This window comes from Hymenobacter swuensis DY53 (assembly GCF_000576555.1).
Taxonomy (GTDB): domain Bacteria; phylum Bacteroidota; class Bacteroidia; order Cytophagales; family Hymenobacteraceae; genus Hymenobacter; species Hymenobacter swuensis.
The window spans coordinates 1,633,797-1,652,609 of record NZ_CP007145.1 but is presented as its reverse complement, the minus strand read 5'-3'; the positions used below and the strand labels follow the sequence as shown (position 1 = coordinate 1,652,609).

The following is an 18,813-nucleotide window of genomic DNA, read 5'->3' as shown; positions in this document are numbered from 1 at the left end:
CTATGAGTCGTTTTCACAAAGTCAAAATCAAGAGCATCACCCGCGAAACGCCGGACTGCGTGAGCGTGGCCCTGGATGTGCCCGCCGACCTGCGCGAAACGTTCCGGTTCACGCCGGGCCAATACCTCACGTTTCGGCGGCAGCACGAGGGCGAGGAACTGCGCCGCAGCTACTCCATCTGTAGCAGCCCCCTGGAGGGCGAGTGGCGCGTGGCCATCAAGAAGGTGCCGGAAGGTCGGTTTTCGTCGCACGCCGTGGACCAGCTGCGTGTGGGCGAGGAGTTGGAGGTGATGCCGCCGATGGGCCATTTCACCACTGAGTTGCACGTCGGCCAGGCCAAACAGTACGTGCTGTTCGCAGCCGGCTCGGGCATCACGCCGGTGCTGTCTATCCTGAAAACGGTGCTGCTCACCGAGCCAGACAGCCGCGTGACGCTCATCTACGGCAACCGAGGCCGCAACTCTATCATCTTCAAGGAGGAAATTGAGGGCCTGAAAAACCGCTTCCTGCAGCGCCTGAGCGTGTACCACGTACTCAGCCGCGAGCAGGGCGACACCGACCTGCTGTTCGGCCGCATCGACGGGGCCAAAGCACGCGTGTTCCTCGACAAGATCATTCCGGCCCAAAAAATCGACGAGGCCTTTCTGTGCGGGCCTGAGGAAATGATTCTGGAAGTGAAGAGCGTGCTGCTGGAAGCCGGCGTTGCGCCCGAGAAGGTGCATTTCGAGCTGTTTGCCTCGGCCGCCGGTGTCCAGAAAGCCGCCGCCCGCCAGGCCCAGCGCCCCGCCGGCCAGGACGATAAGCACAGCCAAGTCACGGTGCAACTGGAAGGCACGAAGCGCGTGCTGGAAATGTCGTACTACGGCGACACGATTCTGGACGCGGTGCTCGAAACCGGAGCCGACGCGCCGTATTCGTGCAAAAACGGCATGTGCAGCACCTGCCGCTGCCGCGTGACGGAAGGCACCGTGGAAATGGACGTGAACTACTCGCTTTCCGAAAAGGAAGTGGCCCAGGGCTACGTCCTCAGCTGCCAAGCCCGCCCCACCTCGGAGCGGGTAGTTGTGGATTTCGACCAGTAATCGATGGCCTCGTAAATAGAACGTCATGCTCCATCTGGCGTCCGCTTGCCGAAGCATCTCTACCGCTTCGTTGCACTAGTAATCAATACGAAGCGGTAGAGATGCTTCGACTTCGCCTCCGGCTTCGCTCAGCATGACGTTCTTTTAATATACTGCAAGCCAGCAGCCCAAATTTTTCCTTACATTTAACTAACGATTGTTAGTTAACCTTTGTTGAAGGCGCATGGAAACCCTAGAACTCACCCAGGAAGAACAGTTTCAGGCCCGCATTGATGCCGATGTGCGCATCGAGCCCAAGGACTGGATGCCCGAGGCGTACCGCAAGACGCTGATCCGGCAGATTTCGCAGCACGCGCACTCCGAGCTGGTGGGCATGCTGCCCGAAGGCAACTGGATTACTCGTGCCCCTTCGCTGAAGCGTAAATCCATCTTGCTGGCCAAGGTGCAGGACGAAGCCGGCCACGGCCTCTACCTCTACTCGGCCGCCGAAACCCTGGGCACCACCCGCGACCAGATGCTGGCCGACCTGCACTCTGGCAAGGCCAAATACAGCAGCATCTTCAACTACCCCACCCTGAGCTGGGCCGATATGGGCTGCGTGGGCTGGCTGGTAGATGGCGCCGCCATTCTGAACCAGGTGCCGCTGTGCCGCACCAGCTACGGCCCCTACGCCCGCGCCATGGTGCGCGTGTGCAAGGAGGAAAGCTTCCACCAGCGCCAAGGCTTCGAGATTATGCAGACGCTGTGCGAAGGCGCGCCCGAGCAGAAAGCCATGGCCCAGGAAGCCCTCAACCGCTGGTGGTGGCCCACGCTGATGATGTTCGGCCCTGCCGACGCCGATTCGCCTAACACCGAGCAGAGCATGAAGTGGCGCATCAAGCGCTTCACCAACGACGAGCTGCGCCAGAAATTCGTGGACATGATGGTGCCCCAGGCCGAGTTCCTGGGCCTCACCGTGCCCGATGAGAAGGTGCGCTGGAACGAGGAGCGCCAGGCCTACGACTTCGGCGAGGTGAACTGGGAGGAGTTCTGGAACGTGGTGAAAGGCAACGGCCTCTGCAACCAGGAACGCCTACAGGCCCGCGTAGACGCCTGGGAAGAAGGCGCCTGGGTGCGCGAAGCCGCCCTGGCCCACGCCGCCAAACGCGCCGGCCGCGAGTTGGCCAAGTCGGCCGCGTAAGTTCTGGCACAGAACGTCATGCTGAGCTTGCCGAAGCATCTCTACCGCTGACCACCTCAGTCGTGAGGACGAAGCGGTAGAGATGCTTCGGCAAGCTCAGCATGACGTTCTACTCTGACTAGGCACAAGGCACCAAGCACTAAGCACAAAATGATGACGCAACAAGAATGGCCGCTGTGGGAAGTTTTCATCCGCAGTAAGCAGGGCCTCGACCATAAGCACGTGGGCAGCCTCCACGCCGCCGACGCCACGATGGCCATCCAGAACGCCCGCGACGTGTACACGCGCCGCCTCGAAGGCGTGAGCATCTGGGTGGTGGAAAGCACGCACGTGCACGCCTCCAACCCCGACGATGCGGCGGCTTTCTACGAGCCGGCCAACGACAAAATCTACCGCCATCCGACCTTTTACCAAGTGCCGGATTCCATCAAGCACATGTAATGATGACGGACTCCACCATGCCCGCGCACGCCCCTGCCGCCACGCCCGAAACTCAGGCTCAGCTGCTGCCCTTCGTGCTGCAGCTGGCCGACACCAGCCTGATTCTGGCCCACCGCCTTTCGGAGTGGTGCGGCCACGGCCCCATTCTGGAACAGGACCTGGCCATGGCCAACATTGCCCTGGATTTGCTGGGCGAGGCGCGCAGCTACTACCAGTACGCCGCCGAACTGGAAGGCAAGGGCCGCACCGAGGACGACCTGGCTTACCTACGCCCGGCCGTGGAGTACCGCAACCCGCTGCTGGTGGAGCAGCCCAACGGCGACTTTGCCCACACCATCGTGCGGCAGTTTATCTACGACGCCTTTCACTACCATTTGCTTCTCCAGCTCCAGCAGGGCCCTGATGCGCAGCTGGCAGCCATTGCGGAGAAATCAGTGAAGGAGGCGGCTTACCACATCAAGTGGAGCTCAGAATGGGTAATTCGGCTGGGTGACGGCACCGACGAAAGTCGGCAGCGCATTGAGAAGGCCATTCGCAACCTGTGGCGCTTCGGTGGCGAGTTGACCACGTCCACCTCTACCGAGCAAGCCCTGCAGGCCGCTGGCCTCGTGCCCAACTATACCGCCCTGCGCCAGCAGATGGAGGCGCACGTCGCGCGCGTGTTCGAGGAAGCCACTCTGCCTGTGCCAGAAGGCGTGTTCATGCAGCAAGGTGGCAAAGACGGTCGCCACTCAGAACATCTGGGCTACCTGCTGGCCGAGTTACAGTACCTGCAACGCACCTACCCCGGCCTGCAGTGGTAGGCTAAATTAGCCCGTCATGCTGAGCTTGTCGAAGCCTCTCTACCGCTGGCTAACTCAGTCGTGAGGACGAAGTAGTAGAGATACTTCGGCAAGCCCAGCATGACGTTCTGACTTCATTCCATATGCCCCACCAACCCCACGTAATGCCCACTGAAGCACAGATCTGGCAGCTGCTGGAAGAGGTTTCCGACCCTGAGGTGCCGGTGCTCAGCATTCTAGACCTGGGCATCGTGCGCGGGGTGCGGCTGGAAGGCGAGCAGGTGCACGTTACCATCACGCCCACCTACTCCGGCTGCCCAGCCATGAATGTCATTGCCACTGAAATCCGGCTCCGGCTGCTGGCTGAAGGCATTACGCAGGTGCACATCCACAACCAGCTCAGTCCTGCCTGGACCACCGACTGGATGAGCCAGGCCGGCCGCCAGAAGCTGGAAGACTACGGCATTGCTCCGCCTGTAGACGGCACCGCCACCGGCCACGTCCTCAACCTGTTCGGGGCCGATACGGCCGTGCGCTGCCCGCTCTGCAAGTCCACCCACACTCACCTGGTCAGCCAGTTCGGCTCCACCGCCTGCAAAGCGCACTATCAGTGCGACGACTGCCTGGAGCCGTTCGATTACTTTAAATGCCACGCCTAAGCCCCTTATACATTGCCCGTCATGCTGAGTTTGCCGAAGCATGACGGTCTTATTTGTTCTCCTACCCCATTCCGCATGTCCGAAACTCCTTCCCTGCACTTTTCCATCGAAGCCGGCGTTGCCACGATCCGCTTCAACCGACCCCAGGTCTTCAACAGCGTCAACAAGGACGTAGCGCTGGCGTTACAGCAGCACTTGCGCGAGTGCCAGCAGAATCCGGAGGTACGCGCTGTATTGCTCACGGGCACCGGCAAGGCCTTTTGCGCGGGTCAGGATCTGGCGGAAATTACCGGTCCGGACAGTCCGGAAGTAGCGGAAATCGTGGAAAAGCACTACAACCCCATTGTGGAGCTGATCCGGGCCTTGGATAAGCCAGTGGTGGCAGCGGTGAATGGCGTGGCGGCCGGCGCGGGAGCCAATCTGGCCCTGGCCTGCGACGTGGTGGTGGCCAAGGAATCGGCCTCGTTTATTCAGGCGTTCAGCAAAATCGGACTGATTCCGGACAGCGGCGGCACCTACTTTTTACCGCGCCTCATTGGTATGCAGCGCGCCTCGGCCCTCATGCTCACCGGCGACAAAGTATCGGCTACCGAAGCCGTGCAGATGGGTATGATTTATAAGGCATTTTCCGATGAGGTGTTTGATAGCGAAGTAGCAAAACTGGTGCAGAAGCTGGCTGCTATGCCCACCAAGGGCCTCGCCTATACCAAGCAGCTGCTCAACGGTACCTTCGGCAACAACCTCACCCAGCAACTCCGCGCCGAGGCCGACTACCAGCTCCGCGCCGGCAGCACCACCGACTACAAAGAAGGCGTTTCAGCCTTCTTGGAAAAGCGCCAGCCCACGTTTACGGGGCAGTAAGCAGCAATAAAAAGCACGTCATGCTTCATCTGGCGTGCTGATGTTGGAGTAGTAATTCAACGTCAGCACGCCAGATGAAGCATGACGTTCAGAACCAGCAACCATCACTCATCATGATAACCATTGGTATCATCGGCAGCGGGGCTATGGGCGCGGGCATTGCGCAGGTAGTGGCCCAGGCCGGCCACCCTGTGTGCCTGCACGACCAGAACCACGCCGCCCTGCAGCGCGCCAGCACCGGCATTGCGGCCAGTCTGCGCAAACTGGTTGAGAAGGGCAAGCTCAGCTCGGAAGACGCAGAGGCGGCTATCGGCCGCGTGCGCACCTGCACCGATATGGACTCGTTCAAGGGTTGCGGGCTGGTAATTGAGGCAATTGTGGAGGACCTGGCCGTGAAGCAGGCAGTGTTCCGCGACGTAGAAGCAGTAGTGTCGGCCGGCTGCGTGCTGGCTTCCAATACGTCGTCGTTGTCCATTGCTTCCATTGCCAGCACCTGCCAGCGGCCGGAGCGGTTTATCGGCATCCACTTCTTCAATCCGGCCCCGCTGATGCAGCTGGTGGAAATCATTCCGGCGGTACAGACGCGCGCCGGACTGGCCGGGGAAATCCGGGAGCTGGTGCAAAGCTGGGGCAAGCTGCCGGTGCTGGCGAAAGACACGCCGGGCTTCATTGTCAACCGCGTGGCGCGGCCGTACTACGGCGAGGCCATCCGGCTGCTGGAAGAAGGCGTGGCCGACGCCGCTACCATCGACTGGGCCCTGACCGAGCTGGGCGGCTTCCGCATGGGGCCGTTTCAGCTAATGGATTTCATTGGCCACGATGTCAATTACCGCGTCACGGAGTCGGTGTTTACCTCGTTCTTCTACGACCCGCGCTACAAGCCCAGTTTTACTCAAAAGCGCCTGTTTGAGGCCGGCTACTACGGCCGCAAATCGGGCCGCGGCTTCTACGATTACCGCGAAGGCACCACCCCGCCCGAGCCGATGCACGACGAAGTTCTGGGCCGCCTGATTCTGACGCGCGTTCTGGCCATGCTCATCAACGAAGCTGTCGATGCTCTGGCCCTGAACGTGGCTTCGAAAGAAGACCTGGAGCTGGCCATGACCAAGGGCGTGAACTACCCAAAAGGCCTGCTGGCCTGGGCCGACGAGCTGGGTCCCGCCACCGTGCTAGCTACCCTCGACGGGCTCTACGATGAATATCACGAGGACCGGTACCGCGCCAGCCCGTTACTGCGCCGCCTAGCGAAAAACGGCCAAACTTTCCTTTCACATGAGCCAGCCGGAAACCGCTAATGCCGCCGTGCTGCGCGCCGAGGCCGTGAAAAACCTGATGCTCCAGCACGATTCGTTCAGCCAGTGGCTGGGCCTGGAGGTCGAGGAAGTTGGTCCCGGCTACTGCCGCCTGCACTTCACCGTGCGCCCCGATATGCTCAACGGTTTCCGGGCACTGCACGGCGGCGTCACGTTTTCGGCCGCCGATTCAGCCTTTGCCTTGGCCTGCAACAGCCACGGCCGCCAGAGCGTGGGCCTCACCGTCACCATCGACTACCTGGAAGCTGGCAAGCTCGGCGACGTCATCACGGTGGAAGCCCAAGAGGAAGGCCTGAAGCACAAAATCGGCGTCTACCAGATCCAGCTCACCAACCAGCACGGCGTGCTAATAGCCCTGTTCAAAGGCACTGCCTACCGCACCAGCAATGAGATACTGTAAATAGACCTAAGAACGCCACATGCCCAGCATGACGTTCTTTTCTGACCTAAAGACCATCCGCCTCTATGAATCAAGCCTATATCATCGACGGCATCCGCACGCCCATCGGCAGCTTCGGCGGCACCCTGAGTGCCGTGCGCCCCGACGACCTGGCGGCCCTTACCATCCGGGAGTTGCTGCTCCGTAATTCATCCGTCGATCCGGCGGCCGTAGCTGATGTAATCCTGGGCTGTGCCAACCAAGCCGGCGAGGACAACCGTAACGTAGCCCGCATGGCGCTGCTGCTGGCGGGCCTGCCCACTACCGTGCCTGGTGAAACCGTGAACCGCCTCTGCGCCTCCGGCCTCTCGGCCAGCATTGCCGCCGCCCGCGCCATCCGGAGCGGCGATGGGGACCTGTTTGTGGCGGGCGGGGTGGAAAACATGACCCGTGCCCCGCTGGTGGTGTCCAAGCCCAGCAAAGGCTTCGGCACCGATTCGCAACTGTATGATTCCAGCTTCGGCTGGCGCTTCATCAACCCGAAGATGCAGGACCTCTACGGTACCGACGCCATGGGTGAAACCGCCGAAAACCTGGTGGACCAATACCACATCAGCCGTGACGACCAAGACCAGTTTGCCCTGGCGTCGCAGCAGAAAGCTACCAAAGCGCAGCGGGAAGGCCGTTTGGCTGAGGAAATTGTGGCCGTGCCTATACCCCAGCGCAAGGGCGAGCCGCTGCTGTTTGCCGAAGACGAGTTTCTGAAGCCGGATACTTCGCGGGAAGGCCTCGCCAAACTGCGGCCGGCGTTCCGCAAAACCGGTACCGTCACGGCCGGCAACGCATCCGGCCTCAACGATGGCGCGGCGGCGCTGTTGCTGGCCTCGGAAGACGGTATTAAGCAACATAGCCTGACCCCACTGGCCCGTATCGTGAGCATGGGTGTGGCTGGTGTGGAGCCGCGCATCATGGGCATCGGTCCGGTGCCGGCTTCGCAGCAGGCCCTGCAAAAAGCTGGCCTCACGCTCAACGACATCGACGTCATCGAGCTGAACGAAGCCTTTGCCGCCCAGAGCCTGGCCTGCCTACGCGCCCTCGAACTGGCCGACAACGACCCGCGCGTGAATCCCAACGGTGGCGCTATTGCTCTGGGCCACCCGCTAGGCATGAGCGGGGCCCGCATCCTCAATGCCGCCGCCCGCGAGCTGCACCGCCAGCAAAAACGCTACGCCCTTATCACGATGTGTATCGGTGTAGGCCAGGGCTACGCGGCGGTAATTGAGCGGGTGTAAACCTCCCCCCCTAGCACTCTCTCCAAAGGGAGAGGGAGACTAGTTTTTAGGTCTAGACAAATTCACTCTACCTCATTCTCTTTGATCCAGCTTGTCAGCTAGGAAGCTAGCAGCTAGTTTCCTCTATCCCTGAGGAGAGGGGGCTAGGGGATGAGGTCCACGCAAAAAACCACCATGCCTGAACTACTCGAAAACTACGCCCTGGGCCGCTGGATGGCCGGCACCGGCGACCAGCAGGAACTCTACGACGCCAGCACCGGCGAAGTCGTGGCCATTGCCAACGGTGAGGGTCTTGACTTTGAGGCGATGCTGGATTACGGCCGTCGTGTGGGCAACAAAGCCCTGCGCAAAATGACCTTCCACGAGCGGGGCCGTATGATTAAGGCCCTGGCCCTGCACCTCGACAACAAGAAGGAGGATTTCTACACCCTGAGCTACCGAAGCGGCGCCACCCGCGCCGACTCCTGGATTGACATTGAAGGCGGTATTGGCAACCTGTTCGCCAACGCCTCCCTGCGCCGCAAATTCCCCGACAAGCCGTTCTACGTGGAGTCGGACCCGATTGCGCTGTCAAAGGCCGGCAACTTCATCGGCCACCACATTCTGGTGCCCAAGGAAGGCGTGGCGGTGCACATCAACGCCTACAACTTCCCCATCTGGGGGATGCTGGAAAAAATTGCGGTGAACCTGCTGGCTGGCATGCCCGCCATTGTGAAGCCGGCCCTCCCCTCGGCCTACCTCACGGAAGCGGTTGTGCGTGAAATCATCAAGTCTAGGATTCTACCCGAAGGCGCGCTGCAACTCGTGTGCGGTACCGGCCACGGCATCCTCGACCATGTTACGTATCAGGATGTGGTAACCTTCACCGGCTCGGCCGAAACCGGCCGCAAGCTGAAGGCCCACTCGCGCGTTATTGCCGAAGCCGTGCCCTTCAACCTGGAGGCCGACTCGCTGAACTCCGCCGTGCTGGGTCCGGATGCCGTGCCGGGCACGCCTGAGTTCGACCTGTTCATCAAGGAGGTGCGCAAGGAAATGACGGCCAAAGCCGGGCAGAAATGCACTGCTATCCGCCGCATCATCGTGCCCCAGAACCTAGTGGAAGACGTGCAGATTGCACTAGGCAAAGCCCTGGCCCAGACCACCATCGGGCACCCGCAGGCCGAGGGCGTGCGCATGGGCGCGCTGGCCGGCCTGGACCAAGTGAAGAAAGTACGCCAGCAGGTGCAGCAGCTCGCCAAAAACACGCCCATTGTGTATGGCGACTTGGACAACGTGCAGGTAATTGGAGGCGATTGTAAGGTGGGCGCGTTCATGTCGCCGATTGTGCTGCTGAACTCCGAGCCGTTCAAATTCACCGACACCCACGAAATAGAAGCATTCGGCCCGGTGGCCACGCTGATGCCCTACAATGATGTGGATGAAGCCATTGCCTTGTCGAACCTGGGCAAAGGCTCTTTAGTGTGCTCCGTGGCCACCAACGACCCCAGCGTGGCGCAGGACTTTGTGCTGGGCGCAGCCACGCACCATGGCCGCATCCTGGTGCTCAACGGCGAGGTAGCCAAGGAAAGCACCGGCCACGGCTCGCCGCTGCCGCTGCTGGTCCACGGCGGCCCCGGCCGGGCCGGCGGCGGACAGGAAATGGGCGGCATGCGCGGCGTGGAGCACTTCATGCAGCGCGTTGCCATTCAGGGCTCCCCGAGCATGATTACAGCCATTACGGAAGTATATCAGCCGAAGGCCAAGCAGATTGAGAAGGACAAGCACCCTTTCCAGCACTACTTCGAGGAGCTGGAAATCGGGCAGACCTACACTACGCATCGTCACACCGTCACGGAAGCCGATATCACCAACTTCGCGCAGGTGTCCGGCGACAATTTCTACGCCCACGTCGATGCTACTTCCCTGGATGGCACGCTGTTTACGGGACGCGTGGCGCATGGCTACTACGTTCTGAGCAAAGCCGCCGGCATGTTCGTGGACCCGCGCAAAGGGCCCGTGCTGCTCAACTACGGCCTCGATGAGTGCCGCTTTACCAAGCCCGTGTACCCCGGCATGACCATCGGCGTGAAGCTGACTGTGAAGGAGAAAATAGGCCAGGAAAAGCGCGACGCCGAGGACGTAGCCAAAGGCATCGTACGCTGGTTGGTAGACGTGTCCGACGAAACCGGCGAAACCGTAGCCGTAGCCACCATCCTGACGATGGTGAAAAAGAAAGATCAAGCGTAAACCATTCAGCCCGTCATGCTGCGCTTGCCGAAACATGACCGGCTGTTTACCTACTATTTCCCCACATGCAAACAGGAACCGTTACCGCCACTACCACTTCGGAAGGCATCAGCACTATCAGCTTTTTCCATCCCAGCCACAACTCTTTGCCCGGCGCGCTGCTCACCCAACTCGCCGAAACCATCAGCACCGTAAGTCAGGCGGCGGAAACTAAGGTTATCATCCTGAAAAGTGAAGGCGAAAAAACCTTCTGCGCCGGGGCCAGCTTCGATGAGTTGATTGCCATTGAGGACGAAACCCAGGGCCTGGCATTTTTCTCCGGCTTCGCGAAGGTGATTAATGCCTGCCGCACCTCGTCCAAAATCATCATCGGGCGGGTGCAGGGCAAGGCCATTGGCGGCGGTGTGGGCGTGGCAGCCGCTACCGACTACTGTTTCGCTACCAGCCAAGCTTCGGTAAAGCTGAGCGAGCTGGTGGTCGGAATCGGGCCGTTTGTGGTAGGACCGGCTGTGGAGCGCAAGATCGGCACCGCCGCCTTTGCCCAACTGGCCCTGGACGCGGCAGAATTCCGGAGCGCCGATTGGGCGCGGGAAAAAGGGCTGTACGCTGAGGTAGTCGATTCCATTGAGGCGCTGGATGCGGCCGTACTGGCCTTTGCCACCAAGTTAGCGGCCTACAATCCGGAGGCCCTGACGGACCTGAAACAGGTTATCTGGCAGGGCACCGGGCACTGGGACCAGCTACTACCCGAGCGCGCCGCCATCAGCGGACGGCTGGTGCTGTCGGACTTCACCCGCGACGCTATTCAGCAGTTCAAGAGCCGGTAAATGCGCACCGCTGTACTGTTGAACGGCCTGCTTCCAATGCTGGAAGCAGGCCGTTTCATTTTAATCCACTTCCAAAACAGCAAGTGCGTTTATACCGCTCTAAAGCGGTATTTCAGCCACACTACGTCGTTATCCAACTGTTGCACCTGGACCAGATGTAGGCGGGTAGCAGCACCTTTTTTGAGGTAGTCGCTCACCTCGAAGGTGGTGGGCGACTGGGCCGTGCCGTCGGCAATGGGTAGTAGCAGCAGGCTCAACTCGTCAATCAGGCCGGCGTTGAGCAGGGAGCCATTCAGGTGGCCACCGCCTTCCAGCATCAGCGTCTGAATGGGGAACAAGGTTGCCAGTTGCTCCAGGGCCGAGGCAAAGTCAATTTCCTCTTTCCCGGCGAACAGGTAGGAAATCCGCTGCCGCTGCAAGTAGTACAGGTACTCGTCGCTGACCTGTTCGGTAAGGATTTCTATCAGATGGTCGCCGCCGGTGGCGTTGCTGTCCCAACCCAGCTTACCGTGCGCGTCCACGGCTATGGCAAAGGACGTAGCCTGCGCATCCCCAATGAACGGCTCGCGTGCTATCGGATGCGGGGCCGGCTGCAGATCGGGCTGCACGCCGCCCGAGAAGTCGCGCTCCATCGTCACGCGCCCGCACATCCAGGCCTCGCTGGTGAACGTGTCGTGGTACTGCTCAAAGTAACCGGAGAAGGTGTTGGTCAGTTCCTTATCCTTCCAGTTTGCACTCAGAATCTTTCCGTCCACGGAGGACATCATGTGGCAGATTACATAGGGTCGTTTCATAGTCGGCCTTCAACGGTAATTCCGCCCTCACGGTCTACTACTCTGTATCCGGCTGCCTTGCCGAGACGGGCAGCCGCGTTTTATCATTGAAGATTGTGGAAAACAAAAAAAGTCCGTTTGCAGCTTGCAAACGGACTTTCAGCAGAGAGGATGGGATTCGAACCCACGATGAGCTTTAGACCCATACACACTTTCCAGGCGTGCTCCTTCAACCACTCGGACACCTCTCTAGGATGCATCGGGGATGCGGTTAGGTGGCGCAAAATAACACCCGATTTTCGGGATACGCAAGCCCCGGCCGCGCCTTCCGCTACATTATTGTGATTTCACCGCGTAGGTCCTGGGTGAGCAGGTGGCGCGTCCGGGTTGGTTTCTCATTGAGGCCCAGCACAAACATCAGCTTGGTAATAGCTGCTTCCACCGTAATATCATCGCCCCCGATAACGCCCAGATCGGTGAAATGGGCGCTGGTTTCGTAGCGCCCCTGGAGCACCCGGCCTTCTTCGCACTGGCTCACGTTGAGCAGCAACAGCCCCTGGTCCGTTGCGTCGCGCAGGGCCTGCAGAAACCAGGGAGCCGTGGGTGCATTACCGGAGCCATACGTGAGCAGCACTGCGCCGCGCAAGTAAGGGGCTTCGAGCTGGGCGCGCACCATCCGCTCTGTAAGACCAGGAAACAGATGCAGAATGGTGACATTTTCTTCCAGCTGCTGATGCACCCGCAGAGGCGTATCAGGCAACCGCCGAATCTGTTCATCTTTGAAAACCAGCTCGATACCAGCCTCCGCAAGGGACGGATAATTCTCGGAGCGGAAGGCGTTGTACTGCTGGCTCTCCACCTTCTTGGCCCGGTTGCCCCGAATGAGCTGGTCGTTGAAGAACAGGCACACCTCGGGCACGCGTACGGTGTCAGCCATGGGGTGACGGGCGGCGGCCATTTCCAGGGCCGTAACCAGATTACGGCGGGCGTCGGTGCGGATGCGGCCCACGGGCACCTGCGCGCCGGTAAATACCACCGTTTTACCCAGGCTCTCCAGCAGAAAGCTGAGCGCCGCCGCCGAGTAGGCCATAGTGTCGGTACCATGCAACACCACGAAACCATCGTAGCGGGCGTAGTTTTCCTGGATAAGCGCCGCCAGCCGCAGCCAGTCCTGCGCTGTTACGTTGCTGGAATCAATTGGGTCGCCGAGGTTGGTAACGTCTACCTGCATGTTGAGCTGGCGCAGCTCAGGCATCCGTTTCCGGATCTGCTCGAAATTCATGGGCACCAGCTCGCCCCGTTTGTTATAGGCCATTCCGACGGTGCCGCCGGTGTAAATTATCAGAATAGACGTTTGCGGGCGGTTATCGGGTGCAGACACGGGTGGCAGATTGGGTGGAGCGGCAAGTTAGCAACCGAAACAGAACGCTGTTCCGAGCTAAGTCAAGAATGACGTTCTATGGACCTGCTACTTCAGTCGCCCGGCTTCCCCGAACAGTTCCAGGGTGTTGCGGGTAGTGGCAGCGGCTACTTCGGCGCCGGTTACGCCTAAGATTTCGGCTACGCGGTAGGCTACCAGCGGAATGTAAGCGGGCTCGTTGCGTTTGCCCCGGTGCGGCACAGGAGCAAGGTAAGGAGCATCGGTTTCCAGCAGTAGGTGCTCCAAGCCCAGGCCGGGCAGCACTTTATCAAGGCCCCCATTCTTGAAGGTAGACACCCCGCCAATGCCTAACCGGAAGCCCAGCCGGATAACTTCTTCCGCCTCCTCGCGCGTGCCCGAGAAGCAGTGAAACACGCCCCGCAGCGTGCCATCCTGAGCGGCCGTGATGATGTCGGCGGCTTCGCGGAAGGCGTCACGGGTGTGCAGTACCAGCGGCAGGTTATGCTTTTTGGCCAGGGCCACCTGAATACGCAGGGCTTCCTGTTGCTCCGTGAGCAGGGTTTTATCCCAGTACAAATCAATGCCGCACTCCCCTACCGCCGCGAAGGGCCGCTGGTTGAGCCAGGTTTCTACCTCATACAGCTCCCGCTCGAAGTTGCGGGTGACGTGGCAGGGGTGCAGGCCCATCTGAGCGAAACACTGGTTGGGGTAGCGGGCCTCCACCTCCAGCATAGCGTCGATGCTGTCGTGGTCGATATTGGGCATGAAGATAGTTTCTACCCCGGCCTCAAAGGCGCGAAGCAGCATCTCATCCTGGTCAGGCTTGAACTGCTCGGAGTAAACGTGGGCGTGCGAATCGGAAAACTGCATGCCGCAAAGGTAAGCCGGCGGCGAAGTTGTGAAGTGGTGAAAGGTGAAATTGTGAAGTGGTGAAACGTCATTGCGAGGCGGAGCCGAAGCACCCGAAGGACAGCGAAGCTAACCCATCCTTTTCAGCGCGCGAAGCCTTGTCATACAGAAAAGCCCCTAACGTCCGGGTGGGCGTCAGGGGCTTTGGAATGGGTCAACGATGGGAGCTTCAAGAAGGACGGATTAGCTTCGGCTCCGCCTCGCAATGACGGGTTCCCCATCCCCTCTCACAACTTCACCCTTCCCAATTTCACCATCTCACAGCTTCACCGTTCCGGTCTGGCGGATGTCGCGGGAGGAGCTGCCAACTTGCAGGGTGAACTGGCCGGGTTCCAAGACCCATTGCTTTTTGGCTTCGTCGTAGAAGCGGAAGGCGTCGGAGCCGAGAGTAAGTGTAACGGTTTTGGTTTCGCCGGGCTTGAGGAAAACCTTTTCGAAGGCTTTGAGCTCCTTCTCGGGGCGATTCACACTGGCCTGGTCGTCATGCACGTAGAGTTGCACTACTTCGGCCCCGGCTACTTTGCCGGTGTTGCGCACGGTGAGCGTGGCAGTGGCGCCCTGGCTGGTGGGTTTGACTGCCAGCCTGCCGTATTCAAACGAGGTGTAGCTCAGGCCGTGGCCGAAGGCAAACTGCGGAGCTACGTTGTACGTGTCGAAATAACGGTAGCCTACAAAAACATCCTCCTTGTACGTCTGCTTCAATGGGTCGCCGGGGGTGCTGGGGTATTCGCCCAGCTTGTGGGCCGGCGAATCTTCAAGCTTCACGGGGAAGGTCATGGGCAGCTTACCGGAGGGGTTTACGTCGCCAAACAGCACACGCGCCAGCGCAGTACCGCCTTCCATACCGGGGTACCAAGCCTCCACAATACCTTTGGCCTGTCCCGCCCACGCCGATACATCGATAGGGCCGCCGTTCATGAGTACCACCACCGTGTTGGGGTTGACCGCCAATACAGCCTTAATCAGCTCGTCTTGGCCGAAGGGCATTTTCATATCGGGCTTGTCGTAGCCCTCGGCATCGTAGGCATTGTCGCTCCACACCTTATAGTCATAGCCGTGGGTAGCACCGCCCACGATAATGACTACCTCGGCGGCTTTGGCGGCGGCTACAGCCTGGGCAATCAGCTGCGGATCGGCAGACTGGTCGCGGGCAATTTTGTAGCCGGGCGCGTAAGTAATTTTCGCGTTAGGCCCGAGGGCTTTCTGTAGACCGGCCAGCGGCGTAATCTCATACTTGGCCTTCACCTGCGAGCTACCGCCGCCCAGCGCATTCTCCCGGGTAGCGTTGGCCCCAATAACGGCGTAAGTTTTGGCGGTTTTGCGCAAGGGCAGCACGTTGCCTTCATTCTTAAGCAGCACCATGCCTTCCTCGGCTACCTTCAGGGCCGTGGCCTGGTGGGCCGGCGTGCTGTACTCCCCCTTGGCGCGTTTAGCCCCGTCCAGCATGTTGGTTTTGTACATCACCCGCAGAATCCGGCGCACTTTGTCGTCGAGCAGGGGCTCCAGCGACTTATCCTTCTTTACGGCTTCCAGGGCGGCAGTACCGAAGAAAAACCGGTCGTAGAGGGCCGGGGTGAGAGCCGGCATCCCGGCACTGGCGGTCTGGTCGACGCTGCTGTACATCAGGGAGAGGTCGGTACCCATTTCCAGATCGGTGCCGTTACGCAAGCCCTGCTGGGTGTCGTGCACCGAGCCCCAGTCGCTTATCACAAGCCCTTTGAAGCCCCACTCCCCTTTCAGGATGTCGTTCATCAGGTAGGCGTTGTGGGTGGCGTACTGGCCCCGAAACTTGTTGTAAGAACCCATGAGCGTGTGTACACCTCCTTCCTGCACGGCGGCCTGAAAGCCCGGCAGGTACAGCTCCCGCAGAGCCCGCTCGCTCATGTTCACGTCAATATCGTTGCGGTGCAGTTCCTGGTTGTTGGCTGCGTAATGCTTCACGCAGGCCGATACACCCTGGTCCTGCACCCCGCGAATGTAGCCGACCACCATTTTCGAAATCAGGTACGGATCCTCGCTCAGATATTCGAAGTTGCGGCCGTTCAGGGGCGTGCGGATGATGTTGATGCCGGGGCCCAGAATGATATCCTTGCCCCGGAAATTGGCTTCCGAGCCCAGCACTGTGCCAAAAGCGTATCCCAGCGTCGGATTCCAGGTAGCGGCCAGCGTATTGCCCGTGGGCAGGTAGGTGCCGGAGTCATTCACTCCCTCATCGAGGGTCCAGTCACGGCCGTGCTCAGGACGCACGCCGTGGGGGCCATCGGAGGTGGTTATTTCCGGGATACCCAACCGCTTTACTCCACCCGAAGTGAAGGAGGAATTGGCATGGATCATGGCAATTTTTTCTTCCAGCGTGAGTTTCTTCAGCAGCTGGTCAATTTTGGCCTCGTTGGCCAGTAGCAGTTGCTGGCGGTTGGCAGAGCTGGCAGCGGTTGACTTGGGCTGAGTGGTGGCAGGTTTGGTCTGGGCGAAGGCCGCCGGAGCAGTGGCGTACAGCAAGGCCGCCAGCAACGCGGCACGGGAGCAGAATAGAGGCATACAGACAGCGCAAAGCGCAGTGGGAAAATGAGAGAGCGGGTTAGTGTGAATACAACGGGCAACTCCCTACCTGATAAAACCGATCTGGATGCCAGAACCCGGCCTAGTAGTAGTGGGTTACTGCCAAATGTAGCCTTCGAAAACACGGAAATCCACCGTAAAAACCGTCCTAATAGCCACACAATGGATTGTGCATGCCCTTAGCAAACACTTACTGCACACGTAACTTGGCTTTGCTTTCTCCACTAAGCCCGTTCTGCTGCGGAAAGCCCGCCAGATAAAAAACAACGCACTTTTTTACTGGTAGCGTCTGCCTTTCCACTCAAACTGCAGCGGCAACAGGCGAAACAGAAGCAAACCGGTTGTCATGGCAAGGGTGTAGAGCTCGAATATAGGCAACAGCTCTAAAGGTGGCCGGCGGCCTACTGCGCGGAAGCACTTAGCCGCCAACAGCCCCTGCACCCCCATTTTGGCGGCCCATAGCCCCAATGCCACACCGGGCCCGGCAGCCAGTGCCATAGCCAGCAGAGCGGGATAAAACGAGCCATATAGCAACAGGCAGATCTGTAGCCAGCCGGGCAGTTGCTCGACTCCACGCAACCAGCGTCGCCGCTGGTGCAGCAGCTCCCGCCAGGTGTACATGGGCAGTGACTCGGCCAGCACTTCCGGCCGGAACAGATTCCGGTAGCCGTAGCCCTGCCGCAGCAGAGCTTTGAACAACTCAAAATCCTCGGTGACGGAAAACGGCAGGTTCTCATAGCCGCCGGTAGCCTCGTAGGCGGTCCGGGTAACCAGCATATTGTTGCCCATAGCCGTCACGGGCCGGCCCAGGTCGGTAACTACCTGCACCAGACCCAACGATAACAGCCAGTCGAGGCCCTGAAGGCGGTGAAACAGGCGGGGGCCGGTTACCAGCGTGAGGCCGGTCACGCTGCCCACGCCGGGGTGCAGGTGAGCCAATAGGCCGGTCAGCCAGGTAGCAGGCACGGCAATATCGGCATCGGTAATGCAGAAAATATCGGTGGTGGCAGTGTGGGCCAGGTGGGCCAGCACATTGGCTTTACCCCGTGCCGTGCCCAGATTATCGGTAATGAAAATCAGGCGGAAACTACCCGCGTAGCCCTGCATGGCGGCCCGGGCCACGGCGTCGGTCTGATCCACTGAGCCGTCGTTGCCGAGCAGCACTTCCAGCAGCTCCGGTGGGTAGTCCAGCATGCGAATAGCCTGCAGGCAGCGGCCAATGGTGGCTTCCTCGTTGCGGGCGGCTATCAATATACTGATCCGGGGCAGTGCGGCGGGCGGCGACACCGGCTGGCTGCCGCGCCGCCCAAAAAACACCGTGGCCGTGAGCAGCAAAGCAAACCAGCTGGCAAAATAGAAGACAAGGAGAAGCATCAGGAGAAGTAATACAGGCAGTTCAGCATCCTGACCAGCACCGGGCAACGCGGTGCTTACAGATGGGCAAACGTATAGCCCAGCGCGGCAAAATGCGTGAGGTAACGGGGAAGCACATAGCGCAAATTGGCACTGGCTTTCAGGCTGTCATGGAAGACGACGATGGAACCGGGCCGGGTCAGGCGAATAGCAGTAGCCAGGCATTCCTCTGGGGCAAAATCCCGGTCATAATCACAGGTCAGCACGTCCCACATCACTACCTGGTGGGTCTGGTTCAGCTTTTGGGCCAGCGCAGGAGTAATACGGCCGTAGGGCGGACGCAGCAGGGGCCGGGCTTCGGGCTGCAGCTGCTGCAGCAACGTATGGCACCGGGCTACGTCGGCCAGGTATTCGGGGCGGGAATGGCTCCAGCCGCTGAGGTGATGGTAGGTGTGGTTAGCCAGGCGGTGGCCACCTGCCAGCACCTGCCGGGCCACATCCGGGTGCTTGGCCAGATTGTCGCCCACGCAGAAGAACGTGCCACTGGCCCCGAAACGAGCCAACTGCTCCACTACAAACGGCGTTTCTTCCGGGATAGGACCGTCATCAAACGTCAGGTATAGGGTGGGCGGCGTGGTGGGCGGCATCGTCCAGAGGCAGTCGGGAAACAGCCGCTGCACCAGGCCGGGCATTCGGTGTAGGTGCATGTTGGTTCTTGGTTTTTGGGTGCGGTTTTTTGGCTGTTCGTTCTCAGTTGCCCGGTAGTTGCTGCTTTTCACGCCGGTCAAATCTCAAC

Annotated in this window: 17 protein-coding genes and 1 tRNA gene; 11 read left to right on the top strand and 7 right to left on the bottom strand. The window is 60.1% G+C overall.

Going from position 1 to position 18,813, the window contains the following annotated elements; all coding sequences use genetic code 11:
- The first annotated feature begins 2 nt into the window (after positions 1-2).
- From paaE to HSW_RS08505, 11 genes are all read left to right on the top strand, one after another.
- A complete protein-coding gene (paaE, locus tag HSW_RS08555) occupies positions 3-1,082 on the top strand; it encodes a 1,2-phenylacetyl-CoA epoxidase subunit PaaE (protein WP_044001583.1) in 1,080 nt (359 codons plus the stop codon).
- A 223-nt stretch (positions 1,083-1,305) separates the two neighbouring features.
- Positions 1,306-2,262, top strand: a complete 957-nt coding sequence (gene paaA / locus HSW_RS08550) for a 1,2-phenylacetyl-CoA epoxidase subunit PaaA (RefSeq protein WP_044001582.1) — start codon at positions 1,306-1,308, stop codon at positions 2,260-2,262.
- Between the two features lie 150 nt (positions 2,263-2,412).
- Positions 2,413-2,703 carry a 1,2-phenylacetyl-CoA epoxidase subunit PaaB gene (gene paaB / locus HSW_RS08545; RefSeq protein ID WP_394332387.1) on the top strand — a complete coding sequence of 97 codons (291 nt, stop codon included), beginning with the start codon at positions 2,413-2,415 and terminating at the stop codon, positions 2,701-2,703.
- A complete protein-coding gene (gene paaC, locus HSW_RS08540; protein ID WP_197031977.1) occupies positions 2,703-3,506 on the top strand; it encodes a 1,2-phenylacetyl-CoA epoxidase subunit PaaC in 804 nt (267 codons plus the stop codon). Before paaB ends, paaC begins: the two co-directional genes overlap by 1 nt.
- 122 nt (positions 3,507-3,628) lie before the next feature.
- Complete coding sequence (gene paaD, locus HSW_RS08535) at positions 3,629-4,144, top strand: 1,2-phenylacetyl-CoA epoxidase subunit PaaD (RefSeq protein WP_197031976.1); 516 nt, start codon at positions 3,629-3,631, stop codon at positions 4,142-4,144.
- A gap of 75 nt (positions 4,145-4,219) precedes the next feature.
- Positions 4,220-5,005 (top strand): enoyl-CoA hydratase-related protein, encoded by a 786-nt coding sequence (locus tag HSW_RS08530; RefSeq protein WP_044001580.1) that lies wholly within the window; start codon positions 4,220-4,222, stop codon positions 5,003-5,005.
- A 113-nt stretch (positions 5,006-5,118) separates the two neighbouring features.
- Positions 5,119-6,300, top strand: a complete 1,182-nt coding sequence (locus tag HSW_RS08525; protein WP_231501376.1) for a 3-hydroxyacyl-CoA dehydrogenase NAD-binding domain-containing protein — start codon at positions 5,119-5,121, stop codon at positions 6,298-6,300.
- Positions 6,278-6,718 (top strand): hydroxyphenylacetyl-CoA thioesterase PaaI, encoded by a 441-nt coding sequence (paaI, locus tag HSW_RS08520; RefSeq protein WP_044001579.1) that lies wholly within the window; start codon positions 6,278-6,280, stop codon positions 6,716-6,718. The genes HSW_RS08525 and paaI overlap by 23 nt, the downstream gene beginning before the upstream one ends.
- Positions 6,719-6,783: 65 nt before the next feature.
- A complete protein-coding gene (pcaF, locus tag HSW_RS08515; protein WP_044001578.1) occupies positions 6,784-7,989 on the top strand; it encodes a 3-oxoadipyl-CoA thiolase in 1,206 nt (401 codons plus the stop codon).
- 174 nt (positions 7,990-8,163) lie between these two features.
- Positions 8,164-10,215 carry a phenylacetic acid degradation bifunctional protein PaaZ gene (paaZ, locus tag HSW_RS08510; protein ID WP_044004353.1) on the top strand — a complete coding sequence of 684 codons (2,052 nt, stop codon included), beginning with the start codon at positions 8,164-8,166 and terminating at the stop codon, positions 10,213-10,215.
- 65 nt (positions 10,216-10,280) lie between these two features.
- Positions 10,281-11,042, top strand: a complete 762-nt coding sequence (locus HSW_RS08505) for an enoyl-CoA hydratase/isomerase family protein (protein ID WP_044001577.1) — start codon at positions 10,281-10,283, stop codon at positions 11,040-11,042.
- An 89-nt stretch (positions 11,043-11,131) separates the two neighbouring features.
- On the opposite strand, the gene HSW_RS08500 is transcribed toward HSW_RS08505, so the two are convergent.
- The 7 genes from HSW_RS08500 to HSW_RS08470 all read right to left on the bottom strand — a co-directional run bounded on the left by HSW_RS08500 (position 11,132) and on the right by HSW_RS08470 (position 18,724).
- Complete coding sequence (locus HSW_RS08500) at positions 11,132-11,836, bottom strand: RibD family protein (RefSeq protein ID WP_044001576.1); 705 nt, start codon at positions 11,834-11,836, stop codon at positions 11,132-11,134.
- A 142-nt stretch (positions 11,837-11,978) separates the two neighbouring features.
- Positions 11,979-12,066: transfer RNA gene (locus tag HSW_RS08495), tRNA-Ser, on the bottom strand.
- Positions 12,067-12,146: 80 nt separating this feature from the next.
- The gene (locus HSW_RS08490; protein WP_044001575.1) at positions 12,147-13,196 is read right to left on the bottom strand and encodes an asparaginase; all 1,050 of its coding nucleotides are present in this window, start codon (positions 13,194-13,196) and stop codon (positions 12,147-12,149) included.
- Positions 13,197-13,283: 87 nt separating this feature from the next.
- Complete coding sequence (locus HSW_RS08485; RefSeq protein WP_044001573.1) at positions 13,284-14,066, bottom strand: TatD family hydrolase; 783 nt, start codon at positions 14,064-14,066, stop codon at positions 13,284-13,286.
- 297 nt (positions 14,067-14,363) lie between these two features.
- Positions 14,364-16,643 carry a glycoside hydrolase family 3 C-terminal domain-containing protein gene (locus tag HSW_RS08480; RefSeq protein ID WP_081768331.1) on the bottom strand — a complete coding sequence of 760 codons (2,280 nt, stop codon included), beginning with the start codon at positions 16,641-16,643 and terminating at the stop codon, positions 14,364-14,366.
- 297 nt (positions 16,644-16,940) lie between these two features.
- A complete protein-coding gene (locus HSW_RS08475) occupies positions 16,941-18,038 on the bottom strand; it encodes a glycosyltransferase (protein WP_052346255.1) in 1,098 nt (365 codons plus the stop codon).
- Between the two features lie 56 nt (positions 18,039-18,094).
- Positions 18,095-18,724: a polysaccharide deacetylase family protein gene (locus tag HSW_RS08470; RefSeq protein ID WP_044004349.1), complete on the bottom strand. Its 630-nt coding sequence runs from the start codon at positions 18,722-18,724 to the stop codon at positions 18,095-18,097.
- Positions 18,725-18,813 lie beyond the last annotated feature (89 nt).